Genomic DNA, 12,823 nt, shown 5'->3' with positions numbered 1-12,823 from the left:
GTATGAAATAAAAGATAATATATTAGTATATAATTTGATATATTATCCATATAGTGATATATTTAAAATACACATATTACCAATGGGAAGTGACAAAAATGATAAATAATGAACTTTTAGATGGTTTTATTTCTGGCTTTAACAATTCTTTTAATACTTTAAGGTAATAAACTGAATGAATCAGGAGGTTATTATGAAAAGATCAATGATGCAGGCATATGTTACAAGTAGTGATGAGGCGGTGGCACTATATCAAAAGGCTTTTGACGCTGATCTCATCAGCAGTTATCCAAATGAAGATGGAACATTTATGCATTCCGAGCTTGATATTGATGGGGAGATTTTAGCTGTGTCAGAACGAAATTCAGAATATGCCATTATTGGCGAAGAAACGGTTACAGGCAATGTAATGCAGTTCTGTTTGCATTATGGAGAAGGTAACGAAGAGAAAGTACAAAAAGCTTATGAAGTATTAAAAATCGATGCCGAAATTTTAATACCGCTTGCGCCATGTGATTACAGCTCACTGATGACAGATTTCATTGATAAATATGGTATCAGATGGTGCTTATTTATTTAGAATAATAGAAATATAATAAGCCAAAGAAAGGAATTTAATATGGTATCCTTAAAAGAAGTAAATGAAAATAATTTCAAAACAGTTGTTGGAATGAAATTAAATGAAGAACAAAGTAAATATGTAGCCTCAAATGTGTATTCATTAGCACAAGCCTGGCTTTATCCAGATGAAGCAAAACCGTATGCAATATATAACGATGAAGAAATTATAGGGTTTATGATGCTTGATTGGGATGAAAAAAAACGTGAGTGCGGCATATGGCGTTTTATGATCGCAAGTAATCGACAGGGTATGGGGTATGGCAGAAAAGCTTTGATGTATGCCCTTAACCTAATCAAAGATACCGGGAAGTTTGACTATGTGTTTTTAGATTATGTTCCTGGTAATGAGGCTGGGAAACATTTATACGAAAGCATGGGGTTTATAGAAACCGGTGAAATTGAAGACGATGAAATTGTAATGAAGTTGGATTTATAAAAGGAGAAGCAAAATGCATTTTACATATTGTCCGCACTGTGGAAATAAATTAATAGGCAGAGAAATTGGTGATGAAGGAATGATACCCTATTGTGAGGCCTGTCAAGTGCCGTTATGGGATATGTTTTCAACCGGTGTTATCTGCGCTGTAGTTAACGAATTTAATGAAATTGCGTTATTAAGACAAGACTATGTATCAACGACAAATTATGTATGTATTGCAGGTATTATACAGCTTGGCGAAAATGCTGAAGAAACTGCAATACGGGAAATAAAAGAAGAAGTTGGACTCGATGTAACAAAAATACAATATATACGCAGTTATTTTTATGATAAGAAATATATGCTTATGTTGGGATATAAGGCAAACGTTAGGAAAGCAGAATTTACCCTTTCCAAGGAAGTAGATTCTGCTGCATGGGTTCCATTATCAGAAGCATTATCCAGACTTAGAGACAGAAGTATTGCCTGGCAATTGGTAAAAGAAGTTATCGAAAAATAAATCAGAAGCTGCGGAGTGACAAATGATTGTAGAATTTGGAAAATATGATGACATTGATTCCTGGATGCAACTTGTACATGTGGTTCATTCTAATTTTCCCGGACTCGAAACAATAGATGGTTTAAATGATCACAAATGCACCGTATTGAAGTTTATGGGAGAACAAGAAGCAATCTGTGTAAAAGACTTTGAGAAAGTAGTTGGGGTGCTGTTATTTTCAAAAAAACACAATATGATATGCTGTCTTGCTGTTTTACCGGAGTACCGAAAGCAAGGTATAGCAACTATGTTACTTTTAACTGCTTTAAAGCATCTTGATAGAACCCATAATATAACGGTGTCCACTTTTCGAGAAGACGACCCTAAGGGTACAGCCCCACGGGTTTTGTATAAGAAATTCGGTTTTGTTGAAGATGAATTAATAGAAGAATTCGGTTATCCAAGTCAAAGATTTATACTCTATTCATAAATTATTTCATTGTTAACATTTACAAAAATATATACCGGGGAGAAGGAGTGACAGAAAATTTTGAAAAGGAAAGGTTGCCACTGTATGATTCTTTCACTCTGCGAAACTTTTGTTTCGCATTTTATTCTGTGGCAGTATCGCAGGCCTGCCTGCGATATGCAATAGGTGTGAAATATGAAAGATAATAAAATATTAGTTCAAAATAAAAAGAGTTGGGATTTTATAGCAGATGAATGGTTTGGTTCTACTTCCCTACCTACCTATGGCCCAACTTTACCAAAAGAAGATACTTTGAAATTATTTGATTTATTAGAGAACAAAAAAGTTTTAGATATTGGCTGCGGCAGCGGTCATTCTTTGTTATACACCTCTAAACAAGGTGTGAATGAGTTATGGGGTTTGGATTTATCCTCAAAACAGATAGAAAATGCAAAAAAACTCCTGTCAGAAAATAATATAAAAGCAAATCTATTTGTATCACCTATGGAAGATAATCCAGGCATACCGGAAAATTACTTTGATTTTGTTTATTCGATCTACGCATTCGGGTGGACTACCGATTTAAAGCAATCCATAGCTTTGGTTCATAAATACTTGAAAAAATCCGGTGTTTTTATATTTTCTTGGGATAACCCCTTGATGCAGTGTATCGAAGCTAAGGACAATAAATATACAATATTCAGGTCGTATCTGGAGGAAGCAACGATTGATTTATCAAAAGGCAATCAGGCAATGAAAATAAAAAACTGGAAATTATCCTCCTATATCAATGAACTGGCATCTGCTGGATTTAAAATTGATAAGTTGATTGAAGAAACCGATCAGGATATTCTTGCCAAGGAACAAGATTTTACGCTAAAATACTATTCAAAGCACAAGGCTAAATTAATCAATACAACGTTTGTTATCAAAGCAATTAAATTATAAGATTCATTTATGAAATGTATAATCGGTAAAGCAACGCTAATTAGAAAACTTCCGAAAAACTATATGAGGTGATTGTTTTGAAAAAATATTCTTCCTTTATTTTTCTATCAATATGGTGTATTTTGGTTATTACTTATTTTGCACTCTGGAAAAATAATTGGTTTCTTCTGGTTTCAACTAATGTTCTTTTACTTATAAAATTATATTTAGATTTCTCAGATAATAGAAAATAACATTAACAGGAGTGGACTATTGAAGACACCAAATGACGAAAGAATTGTATCCGCTGGAGATTTGTTATACTTTCCGGCAGAGGAAAAAGGCGAACATAAACTGACAAACAGCTCATCGAATGAGACACTGGTATATTTGGACTTTGACACCTGTAACTTAGTTGACGTCGCTTTTTATCCTGATTCCGGGAAGATAGGTGTATGGGGTTTGAATATTAACAAGCTTTATAAACAAGTGAAAACGTAGATTATTACGATGGCGAATAGAGATAAATACGTATTTCCGTTATTTTAACACTATTAAGAAGGAGCGACTTAAATCTTGTATACTTCAATCTATACGGAAGAAATTCCTGTTTTATTAAAACAACTGGCAAATACCTCCAAAATGCAGAGATTATCTGATATCGGCATGCATTGCGGTTGTGAATACACAAAATTTCCATTTTACCAGATGGAGATAACTCCCTACACCAGATATATACACAGTGTAGGCGTTTCAAAAATCGTTTGGAATTTCACTCACGACATTCGGCAGGCTATCGCAGGATTATTTCACGATATAGCAACACCAGCCTTTGCACATACTATTGATTTTCTGCATGGTGATCATTTAACCCAAGAATCAACAGAAGATAAAACCCTTTTATTTATTAAAAGTTCAAGAGAAATCACCGATCTTTTGAAAAAGCACCATATAAAGCTTGAAGACATTAGTGACTATCACCAATATCCAATTGCCGATAATGATACTCCCATGCTTTCGGCTGACCGACTGGAATATACCTTTGGCAACGGCTACTGCTTATATAATATAGATCTTGTAACTCTGAGCAGTCTCTATAAGGATTTGACCATTACAACCAATGAATATGGGACGGATGAACTCTGCTTCCACTCCCTGGATGCCGCTAAAAAGTTTACGGAGATATCCTTACGGAACTCTCACTTTTTCGTGTCGGACCAAGACCGCTTTTCAATGCAGTATTTAGCGGATCTCATACGCCTGGCCATAACAAATGGCATCCTGGCAGAAGACGATTTATATCAAACGGAAAGTGAAGTTATTAAGAAACTAAATAGGGATGAAAAACTGTCTAAACTATGGAAAAACTATACGGAACTCACCGCCGTTGCAGTTTCGGCGGAAAAACCGGATAACCAATATAGTGTTAATATCTCCGCTAAAAAACGGTATATCGATCCATTGGTGCTTGTAGATAACCAACCAAAGAGGCTCACAGAGATAGACCTCGGTGCTCGAGACCGGATACAATCACTTTTGAATCTTGATTTTAATAAATGGATCTTCGCAGTATAAGTATAATGTCCTTTGCGATACTGCATTTTTAACCGACTTTCTATTATGCTTTAATGTAACATTAAATAGCTCCTTTTGTGCTTAACTCTTCCATAATGAAAGCATTCATTATAACGAATATCACTTTTCATAGGAGAAAAAACCATGGAGAATAATCCTAAAGTAATTTCAGCCATAAAAGAATACTGCTTGAACCATCCAGGCGCCTATGAAGCAAGACCGTTTGGAGAATATCCGATCTGTTATAAGGTCATGGGCAAAATATTTGCACAATTCAATGCAGAAGAAAAATTTTATAAGTTAACATTAAAATGCGAACCGGAGAAGGCTAATCTGTACCGTCAGCTTTATCCGAATATTATCGTACGCGGTTATCATTGTCCACCGGTTCAGCAGCCCTATTGGAATACTATTAATCTGGATGTTTTCTTCGATATGGACATGTTATACCAAATGATTGATGAAGCATACGATGCCGTTATTCATAAATTCAGCAAAAAAGCCAAAAGTCAGTTACTTAATCTATCGGAACTGGAGTTTAAAGACACAGATGGGAACGATCCGGATTTTGCAATGCTTTGCGGCAGACTGGATCAAACCCTTGATGAACTCGTTGGAGGCAGGTTTCAGAGAAGTCAGTATGAGCAATATAATAAGAGAGACAGTATCCATGATGTGATTGTGGTCTATCGGAATGGTGAGCCTATTGCATGCGGTTCTTTTAAAATGTATGATGAAGATCATGCGGAATTAAAACGTATCTATGTTGAAGCCTCCATACGAAAAGTGGGCCTGGGAGCAGAATTGGTTCGGCGATTAGAGGCAAAGGCCAAAATCAAAGGGTATAGATGGTGCATTTTAGAAACCGGGAAGCCATTAGAGGCCGCCCATCGTATGTATCAAAAAGCAGGCTATAAAATGATACCAAATTATGGACAGTATGCTAATATGCCGGATTCAATCTGTATGGAACGAAAAATCTGATACCACTCGGGTAACTATCTGCTAATATTATTTTTGAGGAGGAAAAAGGATGAACCTATGGAATGAGATGTTTAACAAGGCGAAACAGGTGCAAAATGCAAGAACCATTTCACCGTTTATTGATGCAGGCGGAGTTGCTGCAGCTATATTAACTGCTAGTAATAATATTTATGTCGGTGTCTGCATTGATACGAGTTCTTCACTTGGAATGTGCGCTGAGAGAAACGCTATTGCAAATATGATAACCAATGGAGAAAGTAAGATAACAAAAGTTCTTGCAATTATGCCTGACGGAAAAGTGGGCCCACCTTGTGGAGCTTGCAGAGAATTTATGATGCAACTGAATAAAGACAGCAAGGACATTGATGTGTTAATGGATTATGATACATTAGAAACAGTAAAACTTGGTGATTTATGTCCGAATTGGTGGACAGATAGTCGTTTTAACTAATTGAAACTGAGCGTAAATCCGCCCTTACAAATTAGAGGTAAAGCTTGGCGTTAGATTTACCTGTTTAGGAGGAGATTATATGGTACATTTAGTTTATTGTGATAACACCGGAAAAACCGGAGAACGCGAGTTGGATAAAATTATGAATGGTACAAAAACGATGGTTGTACGAGGTGCTGCGGGACGAAAAATTCCTCACAGCCGAGTATTTGAAAGTGAAACTCTGTATTTTATGGAAAAGGGAACTGCTAAAATTTCTGCTTATGCAAAAGTAAAATCTGTTCAAAACTATGTTAAACTCACTGATATTGAAATTACAAATGTTCTTGTGGATAATCAATCCAAACTCAACTTAACGGAGAAACAAAAGGAACGTTGGTTTAAAAAATGTCTGTGTCTGGTTGAGTTTGACGATATAAAAGCCATCGACCCGCCCCTTAGTTTTGACCATCAAGGCAATATGGATGACTGGCTGATTATTGATAAGATTGAAGATGTGGTTGTTGGAACCAGCATTCCATACAACTATGAGAAGTCAAGGTTTTAGCTTATGGCTATGTGGAATCCCTGGCGTGGTTGCCATAAATACAGTGAGGGCTGTAAGAATAAATAATTAGAAAGGAAGTATGTGATATGAATATCGGTTTTTATGCTTGCCTTATTTTAGGTCTAATCTTTGCCGTTATAACTATTTTATTTACCTTACTGGGTGACAAAGCGGCCGTTTTGATTAGCGGATTTAACTTACTTACACAGGAACAAAGGAAACAATATGATATTAGAAGACTAAGCAGCGACCAAAGAAATTCTATGTTAATCTGGACAATTATTATGTTGATGGGAGCCTTATTTTCTTTTATTCTTTCACAGTACATTGCTATCATTGCATTTATTATTTGGTTAATTATTTTTTTTAATGATGTTCACATGGATACGGTAAAAGCATTTGAAAAATATAAAACTAAATAGAGGCAGGCATTTTTCAATAGTTGATTTCTTATTAACCTGGTTCAGTTCCAGAAAATTGGTCTCAATAAGTTTGATCACCCTCAAGAAAAAACTTATGAATCCATTGGTATTACCGATATATTTATGTTAAAATTAATTCAAATAAATTTAAATTAAATTAACCAGGAGTAATATTATGCATTTGTTTAATGCCAGTTCATTATTTAATGAGGATGGAATAAAAGAATTAATAAGTATTGCGGGTGATCCGGATAAATTAAGAAACAGAATTATTGAAGCAAAAAAAATGCTTTTAAAAGCCTATAATTTTCAAGCATATCATGTACCGGAGGATTTTACTGCTGCTTCTTATATTATTGCAACGAATCATTTAACTGATTCTGATGCTCCTCTCATAATGAGTTATTATTATGAGATTATGCATCCAAACAAAGATACTTATCCCGAGCTGTTTGTTTTCGCGAAAGAAGATTGCTTTAATGGTGTTTCCATACCAAAAGAATTAAAGCCCATATTAGAGTTTGAGAAAGTTTTTGCAGTGGACCGCAAAAGCACCGGTGGGTCTTTCGCAGCAATTAAAACGGCTGAAAAGTGGTTTACGGAGAGTGATAAATCAAAACATTTTTTAATATTCCCTCAGGGAACTATTTATGACATAAACAAAGATCGTATAGAGGATATTGAGCGTGGAGCTTTCTGGTTAGCCAAGTTACTTGGTATTCCCGTTTTACCGGCTTTTATAGAACAGGCCGTGGAGGGGGCCTGGAACCGTCTCGTATTTGGAAAACCGATTTCTATACCAAAAGACTGCCGGGACTTTGATCCGTATAAAAAAATATGGTTAGAAAGAGTAATAGGAGCGCAAAATGAATTAGTGGCCATTACAGGGTTACCGGCCAGAGAAGCTGTACTTGATGACGAACATCAGATAAGAAAAAGATTTAAACCAATTTAATCCTTAATACGTCATTATATATTAATAAACTATATAGTTTTGCAAGACCTTAATCTATCTATTAGAGGCGCAGGAGAAAATCAAATGAAGATTAAAGATGTCCCTTTCAGCACAGTTGATTGGAATACAGTGAAACCGACCATACATCCGGGCATAACCGGAGAGGCCTACTGGCGTACCTTTGAATTGGGAAATATAAGGGTTCGTCTTGTTGAATATTCACCTGGATATATAGCAGATCAGGTTGCCGAAGATATCAATCCTCATCGTACACACACTGAAAAAGGTGCTAAGCTATTTATCGTAGATTGAGTAACTATATAATTACGGCTGTTGTACTCTTCCGCTTATATTCCCCAGTGAAGATCCCGGTATGTGATTAAGCATTCGAATTGTTCAGAACGTATTACCAACTATAAACTGAGAAAGGTGACACATATGAAAAATATATTGATAACCGGCGGAACCGTATTTGTTAGTCGTTATATTGCAGAATATTATGTAAATAAAGGTTATAACGTTTCAGTGCTAAACCGGGGTTTTCATGCACAACCCAAAGGAACGACCTTAATAAAAGCCGACCGGTTACAACTTGGTGATCAATTAGTTAATTATCAATTTGACGCTATTTTGGATATCACTGCTTATACCAAAGAAGATGTAAAATGCCTTTTAAATGCTGTTAAAGATGTAAAAGATTATGTTTTTTTAAGTTCAAGTGCCGTTTATCCGGAGACCCTAAGACAGCCCTTTACGGAAGAACAGAAAGTCGGAAGAAATCGCTACTGGGGGGATTATGGAGTAAATAAATATGAAGCAGAACAGTTCTTATTAGAGAGCGTTCCTCAGGCATATATTCTAAGGCCTCCTTATATCTATGGACCAATGAATAATATCTATCGTGAAGCATTTGTTTTTGACTGTGCCAGGCAAGACAGACCGTTTTATCTGCCGAATGACGGAAGTATGCAGTTACAGTTTTTTTATATTGAAGATTTATGCAGATTTATTGATATCCTGCTGGAAAAACACCCCTCAGAGCATATCTTTAATCTTGGTAATGAAACCGGCATAACGGTAAGGGAATGGGTAACCATGTGTTACCAGGCAGCCGGTAAAGAAGCAGAATTAATGAATGTGACCGCCGAGCATGATCAACGTAATTACTTCAGCTTCAATAATTATGAATACAAACTTGATGTAACAAAACAGAACAAATGGATGCCTGAAACAAAACCCTTGAAAGAAGGTTTAGTGGAAGCCTATTCTTGGTATATTGATCATTGCGGTGAAGTGAACCATAAACCTTATCTTAAATATATTGATGAAAATTTCAAGTAATTTTATTTGGTATTCGCGAAATTATTATGGCTTCCTGCTATCAAACAGTGCATAGAGGTGAACTATGAATAAATACATTATATTAGAAATCGATATGTCTTTTGGTGATAAATCTGATAAGATTTACCCTGTAGTTTTATGGGATGAAACAAATTGTGTTTTAGTGGATTGCGGTTATGTCGGTTCCCTTCCTAAAATCGAAGAAGCCCTCCTGTATAACCAAATCTTACCGGAGACAGTGACACACATTATTATTACACATCAGGACCACGATCACGTAGGCGCTGCTGCCGCTTATAAGAATAAATATCCTAATGTTAAAATCCTGGCCTCTGAGGAAGAGGCACCATATATCTCCGGTGCCAGAAGATCCTTACGTCTTGATCAGGCCGAAGAGCTTAAGAAAGTATTGCCGGAAAATATGCAGGAATTTGGTAAAGCCTTCTGCAAGCTTCTGCGCTCAGTGGAACAAGTTCCGGTTGATCAGTTACTTTGCGGCGAAGAGCTGCTGCCCTTTTGCGGAGGATGCCAGGTGATTTCAACCCCCGGCCATACTCCGGGACACATTTCTCTTTATCTTTCGGAATTTAATGTGATTCTATCGGGAGATGCTATGGCTTTAGAAAATGGGACTCCGGTAATAGCAAATCCACAGTTTACCTTGGATATGGAGAAAGCAAAAGCTTCCATGGAACGATTATTGGCGCACCCGGCAGATAAAATTATCTGCTATCATGGCGGAATTTTGGAGTAAAATACTGAAATCTCAATCAAGGAGTTTAATCAATGTATACAATAAATGAAGTAGCAGAAATTTGTAATGTTTCACCTCATATGGTACCGCTCTGTCTAAACTATTTATGAAGCAGGATGAGAAAATCTAATTATTAAAATGGTTTTGATTATTTATATTCATAATAAAACAGAACAAAGACCTGGCGTGTTATCTGGGTCTTTGTTCTGTTTTATTAGATTATAAGCGGTTAAATAAACTTCACTTTTGTCAGTTTTTCAGATTCTTCCCATAGTTTTGAAGCAACCCTGGTATCTTTTACCTGAGGTGCAATTTTTGCTATTCCGGGATACCCTCTTGTTTCTCTCATCATAGATGGACCGTAATAAGTGCCGCCTGTTACCTCCTCCGCCGTCGCCGCATAAAGAGATGGCCAAGCTCCATGGGATGCCGGCTGGAATAAAATCGGTCCTAAGAAACGACGGGCGATTCCCGCTGCACTATTCTTTCCGGCCCCGTTCGGAATCAAATCCGTTCTTGAAATACCAGGATGTGCCGCCATGCTCGTAATTCCCCAGCCCGCAGCATCGCTTCTCCTCTGCAGTTCAAATGCAAACATCAGGCAGGCAAGCTTTGACTGGGAATAGCTTACCATTGGTGTATAGTTGTGTTCAGCTTGAAGATTATTGAAATCAATAGCTCCGGAGAGATGCGCTATACTGCTTAAAGTGATCACTCTCGGCTTATTTCCTTTCTGCAGAAGAGGCAGCATTTGTGCAGTTAAAGCAAAATGTCCAAGATAATTTGTGCCCAATTGCAGTTCAAATCCATCTTTTGTAACCAAACGCTGAGGTGGATTCATTACTGCCGCATTATTTATAAGAATATCCAAACTTTTATCTTGTTCCCTTAACCGTTCGCCAAACGCTTTTATAGATGTTAAATCAGCCAGGTCGAGCTGTTCAAAACGTATTGTTCCGGCTGGAATTATTTTATTGATTTTTCTTATTGCTTCTTCCCCTTTATCCTTATTCCGTCCAGCCATTATAACTTCCGCTCCAACGCGGGTCATCTCCAGGGCAGTTTCATAACCGATTCCACCGGTGCCTGTAATAACAACAGAGCGGCCTTTTTGTGAGGGAATATCAGCTGAAGTCCAATTCCTTTTCATATTTTACACCCATTATATATCCCAGACTGTGCTGGGATACTGCCAATTAATCTATGTGAACGAATCACATTGTGGCTGCCTTTCCTTTTATATTTTTTTGGTTTCTTCCTTATTAATTTTAAATTTATTCTTTGTAAGCAATATTTACTAATTAAATTAATGCATCGAAGTAATGATACTAGATGCTTATTCTGATAATAGCACTTAGAGTTTTATCTTAGTCAAGCTTATTTTTAAGTAACTTTGATTAACTTTTTGTGCTAATTTTTTATAAATATTCTATAAAAAATTTATAAATAACTATGTTTTTATCAATAAATAAATCAAACATAGAGCTAAATAAAGCAATTTACCCTCTTAATGCCCAATACAGAAGAAATAATGCTAGAGAGAAACCGGCAGGCACTTAGAGTAATATCTAAGTAACTGACAGCTTATCTTTCTAAAACCTGCTTCTTGCTACGCATGGGATCAATTTCATCCGTAAGGCTTATCCTTCTCCTGCCGTCACACTTTTGAAGCCGCTGCCCTGGTCACATAGAGCACCTGTATTCCATGCAAAGACACGAGTGTTTGGTGAAAACAGAATTGAGGCGTATAATATAAATAAAACTACAATAATCGCCCATCTTAATGAATTAGATTCTCTGTTTTTCCTCCATGTTATTGTATTATCATTTAATTTGTTTAATCTTTTTATTATAATTTATCCCCCTTAGGATTTGAATTAAATATTGTTATTATTGACAGGATACTTACAAACATCATTGTAAAGATACTTATCAAACCCGTCGAACGATAGATTTCAATATTATTTGTGTTTACTATGGCATATCCAACAAAATTCATTGCCTGAATTCCATATAACATAGCTGCTTCCAACCAAAAAGCCTTATTAAATTGTGTATCGTTTCCTTTAATATCAAATTTTGCAATGAAAACTGCAAACAGCTGTAAAAAGACATACACTACAAAGAACCATCCTAAATAATTTGATATAGGAATCCCTAGATAGGTACCTCCGTCTTCCCATATCCATTCCTTGTTAATTGTAGCCATAACAGGGTCCATAACTACATCCCACATAACCATAATAAACGTTGCAACAAAGGGTACCAAAAATATATGCGTTCCTTTTAGCTTTTTACCATTCTGACCGGTCAGAATATTAGATAAAGTCCAAGACATGTAACCCATTCCAAAGTACGCAGGCATTATAATCAAAGGAACATCTAATATACGTATACCAGGCATTGTATAATGATAATTACCAAATGGAAATCCCATGTAGATACTCAATGCTTCAAAAAAGTTACTGATAAGCCATGTTATCAGAAAAAATATAGCTAAATTTTTGAAACCATACCTGTCTGTTCCATGCAGACAGGCTAAAATACATATACTGATTGCCGCAATCGGACCATATAACCCTGTAAAAGAACTATTTGGAAATAATAGCTTTGAAATGCAAAACAGAAACAAAACAATTATTATTACCCATCTGATTATAATTATTTTATTATATTGTTTTCTTATCATTGTATAAAATCCTCCTTAAATTAATAGATTGATTTAACTGTAACAATTAAGTATAATAAAGATACTGGACAATTGTAAGTTAAGTTCATTATATGAAACAATCTATTCCATATCAATAATCAAACCGGCTTAATGGACAAATATCCGTTTTTTGTAAAGTTATATTGTTGG

Annotated in this window: 17 protein-coding genes; 15 read left to right on the top strand and 2 right to left on the bottom strand. The window is 35.9% G+C overall.

All coding sequences use genetic code 11. The features are described 5' to 3' along the window. The first annotated feature begins 193 nt into the window (after window positions 1–193). The 15 genes from RBU59_RS18605 (at window position 194) to RBU59_RS18535 (ending at window position 9,963) form a co-directional block, all read left to right on the top strand. Complete coding sequence (locus RBU59_RS18605) at window positions 194–580, top strand: VOC family protein (RefSeq protein WP_308143975.1); 387 nt, start codon at window positions 194–196, stop codon at window positions 578–580. Window positions 581–619: 39 nt separating this feature from the next. Beyond that, on the top strand, window positions 620–1,057 hold the full coding sequence (locus RBU59_RS18600; protein ID WP_308143974.1) for a GNAT family N-acetyltransferase: 438 nt from the start codon (window positions 620–622) through the stop codon (window positions 1,055–1,057). Between the two features lie 13 nt (window positions 1,058–1,070). Beyond that, a complete protein-coding gene (locus RBU59_RS18595; RefSeq protein WP_308143973.1) occupies window positions 1,071–1,559 on the top strand; it encodes an NAD(+) diphosphatase in 489 nt (162 codons plus the stop codon). 22 nt (window positions 1,560–1,581) lie between these two features. Next, window positions 1,582–2,028, top strand: a complete 447-nt coding sequence (locus RBU59_RS18590) for a GNAT family N-acetyltransferase (RefSeq protein ID WP_308143972.1) — start codon at window positions 1,582–1,584, stop codon at window positions 2,026–2,028. A 174-nt stretch (window positions 2,029–2,202) separates the two neighbouring features. Next, window positions 2,203–2,955 (top strand): class I SAM-dependent methyltransferase, encoded by a 753-nt coding sequence (locus RBU59_RS18585; RefSeq protein ID WP_308143971.1) that lies wholly within the window; start codon window positions 2,203–2,205, stop codon window positions 2,953–2,955. Window positions 2,956–3,207: 252 nt separating this feature from the next. Beyond that, the gene (locus tag RBU59_RS18580; protein ID WP_308143970.1) at window positions 3,208–3,435 is read left to right on the top strand and encodes a hypothetical protein; all 228 of its coding nucleotides are present in this window, start codon (window positions 3,208–3,210) and stop codon (window positions 3,433–3,435) included. Between the two features lie 75 nt (window positions 3,436–3,510). Continuing rightward, window positions 3,511–4,509 carry an HD domain-containing protein gene (locus RBU59_RS18575; protein WP_308143969.1) on the top strand — a complete coding sequence of 333 codons (999 nt, stop codon included), beginning with the start codon at window positions 3,511–3,513 and terminating at the stop codon, window positions 4,507–4,509. A gap of 144 nt (window positions 4,510–4,653) precedes the next feature. Further along, window positions 4,654–5,493, top strand: a complete 840-nt coding sequence (locus RBU59_RS18570; RefSeq protein WP_308143968.1) for a GNAT family N-acetyltransferase — start codon at window positions 4,654–4,656, stop codon at window positions 5,491–5,493. A 49-nt stretch (window positions 5,494–5,542) separates the two neighbouring features. Beyond that, the gene (locus RBU59_RS18565; protein ID WP_308143967.1) at window positions 5,543–5,944 is read left to right on the top strand and encodes a cytidine deaminase family protein; all 402 of its coding nucleotides are present in this window, start codon (window positions 5,543–5,545) and stop codon (window positions 5,942–5,944) included. A gap of 79 nt (window positions 5,945–6,023) precedes the next feature. Continuing rightward, window positions 6,024–6,491: a hypothetical protein gene (locus tag RBU59_RS18560; protein WP_308143966.1), complete on the top strand. Its 468-nt coding sequence runs from the start codon at window positions 6,024–6,026 to the stop codon at window positions 6,489–6,491. Between the two features lie 86 nt (window positions 6,492–6,577). Then, window positions 6,578–6,913: a DUF3784 domain-containing protein gene (locus RBU59_RS18555; RefSeq protein ID WP_308143965.1), complete on the top strand. Its 336-nt coding sequence runs from the start codon at window positions 6,578–6,580 to the stop codon at window positions 6,911–6,913. A 175-nt stretch (window positions 6,914–7,088) separates the two neighbouring features. Beyond that, window positions 7,089–7,868, top strand: a complete 780-nt coding sequence (locus RBU59_RS18550; RefSeq protein ID WP_308143964.1) for a lysophospholipid acyltransferase family protein — start codon at window positions 7,089–7,091, stop codon at window positions 7,866–7,868. Window positions 7,869–7,952: 84 nt separating this feature from the next. Then, window positions 7,953–8,180, top strand: a complete 228-nt coding sequence (locus RBU59_RS18545; protein WP_308143963.1) for a hypothetical protein — start codon at window positions 7,953–7,955, stop codon at window positions 8,178–8,180. A gap of 126 nt (window positions 8,181–8,306) precedes the next feature. Continuing rightward, window positions 8,307–9,209: an NAD-dependent epimerase/dehydratase family protein gene (locus RBU59_RS18540; protein ID WP_308143962.1), complete on the top strand. Its 903-nt coding sequence runs from the start codon at window positions 8,307–8,309 to the stop codon at window positions 9,207–9,209. Window positions 9,210–9,273: 64 nt separating this feature from the next. Further along, complete coding sequence (locus tag RBU59_RS18535) at window positions 9,274–9,963, top strand: MBL fold metallo-hydrolase (RefSeq protein ID WP_308143961.1); 690 nt, start codon at window positions 9,274–9,276, stop codon at window positions 9,961–9,963. Between the two features lie 229 nt (window positions 9,964–10,192). Here the strand turns inward: RBU59_RS18535 and RBU59_RS18530 are convergent, their stop codons facing one another. Then, the gene (locus tag RBU59_RS18530; RefSeq protein WP_308143960.1) at window positions 10,193–11,113 is read right to left on the bottom strand and encodes an oxidoreductase; all 921 of its coding nucleotides are present in this window, start codon (window positions 11,111–11,113) and stop codon (window positions 10,193–10,195) included. Window positions 11,114–11,812: 699 nt separating this feature from the next. Then, window positions 11,813–12,652 (bottom strand): carotenoid biosynthesis protein, encoded by an 840-nt coding sequence (locus RBU59_RS18525; protein ID WP_308143959.1) that lies wholly within the window; start codon window positions 12,650–12,652, stop codon window positions 11,813–11,815. Between the last annotated feature and the right edge of the window lie 171 nt (window positions 12,653–12,823).

The organism is Anaerocolumna sp. MB42-C2 (genome assembly GCF_030913705.1).
Lineage (GTDB): Bacteria > Bacillota > Clostridia > Lachnospirales > Lachnospiraceae > Anaerocolumna.
Note: the sequence above shows the minus strand (reverse complement) of the source record. Positions and strands in the feature narration are given on the sequence as shown.

Excerpts from the sequence above, each read along its gene's own strand:
- RBU59_RS18605 (WP_308143975.1), top strand. The coding sequence starts at position 194 with ATGAAAAGATCAATGATGCAGGCATATGTTACAAGTAGTGATGAGGCG.
- RBU59_RS18600 (WP_308143974.1), top strand. The coding sequence starts at position 620 with ATGGTATCCTTAAAAGAAGTAAATGAAAATAATTTCAAAACAGTTGTT.
- RBU59_RS18595 (WP_308143973.1), top strand. The coding sequence starts at position 1,071 with ATGCATTTTACATATTGTCCGCACTGTGGAAATAAATTAATAGGCAGA.
- RBU59_RS18590 (WP_308143972.1), top strand. The coding sequence starts at position 1,582 with ATGATTGTAGAATTTGGAAAATATGATGACATTGATTCCTGGATGCAA.
- RBU59_RS18585 (WP_308143971.1), top strand. The coding sequence starts at position 2,203 with ATGAAAGATAATAAAATATTAGTTCAAAATAAAAAGAGTTGGGATTTT.
- RBU59_RS18570 (WP_308143968.1), top strand. The coding sequence starts at position 4,654 with ATGGAGAATAATCCTAAAGTAATTTCAGCCATAAAAGAATACTGCTTG.
- RBU59_RS18565 (WP_308143967.1), top strand. The coding sequence starts at position 5,543 with ATGAACCTATGGAATGAGATGTTTAACAAGGCGAAACAGGTGCAAAAT.
- RBU59_RS18560 (WP_308143966.1), top strand. The coding sequence starts at position 6,024 with ATGGTACATTTAGTTTATTGTGATAACACCGGAAAAACCGGAGAACGC.
- RBU59_RS18555 (WP_308143965.1), top strand. The coding sequence starts at position 6,578 with ATGAATATCGGTTTTTATGCTTGCCTTATTTTAGGTCTAATCTTTGCC.
- RBU59_RS18550 (WP_308143964.1), top strand. The coding sequence starts at position 7,089 with ATGCATTTGTTTAATGCCAGTTCATTATTTAATGAGGATGGAATAAAA.
- RBU59_RS18545 (WP_308143963.1), top strand. The coding sequence starts at position 7,953 with ATGAAGATTAAAGATGTCCCTTTCAGCACAGTTGATTGGAATACAGTG.
- RBU59_RS18540 (WP_308143962.1), top strand. The coding sequence starts at position 8,307 with ATGAAAAATATATTGATAACCGGCGGAACCGTATTTGTTAGTCGTTAT.
- RBU59_RS18535 (WP_308143961.1), top strand. The coding sequence starts at position 9,274 with ATGAATAAATACATTATATTAGAAATCGATATGTCTTTTGGTGATAAA.
- RBU59_RS18530 (WP_308143960.1), bottom strand. The coding sequence starts at position 11,113 with ATGAAAAGGAATTGGACTTCAGCTGATATTCCCTCACAAAAAGGCCGC.
- RBU59_RS18525 (WP_308143959.1), bottom strand. The coding sequence starts at position 12,652 with ATGATAAGAAAACAATATAATAAAATAATTATAATCAGATGGGTAATA.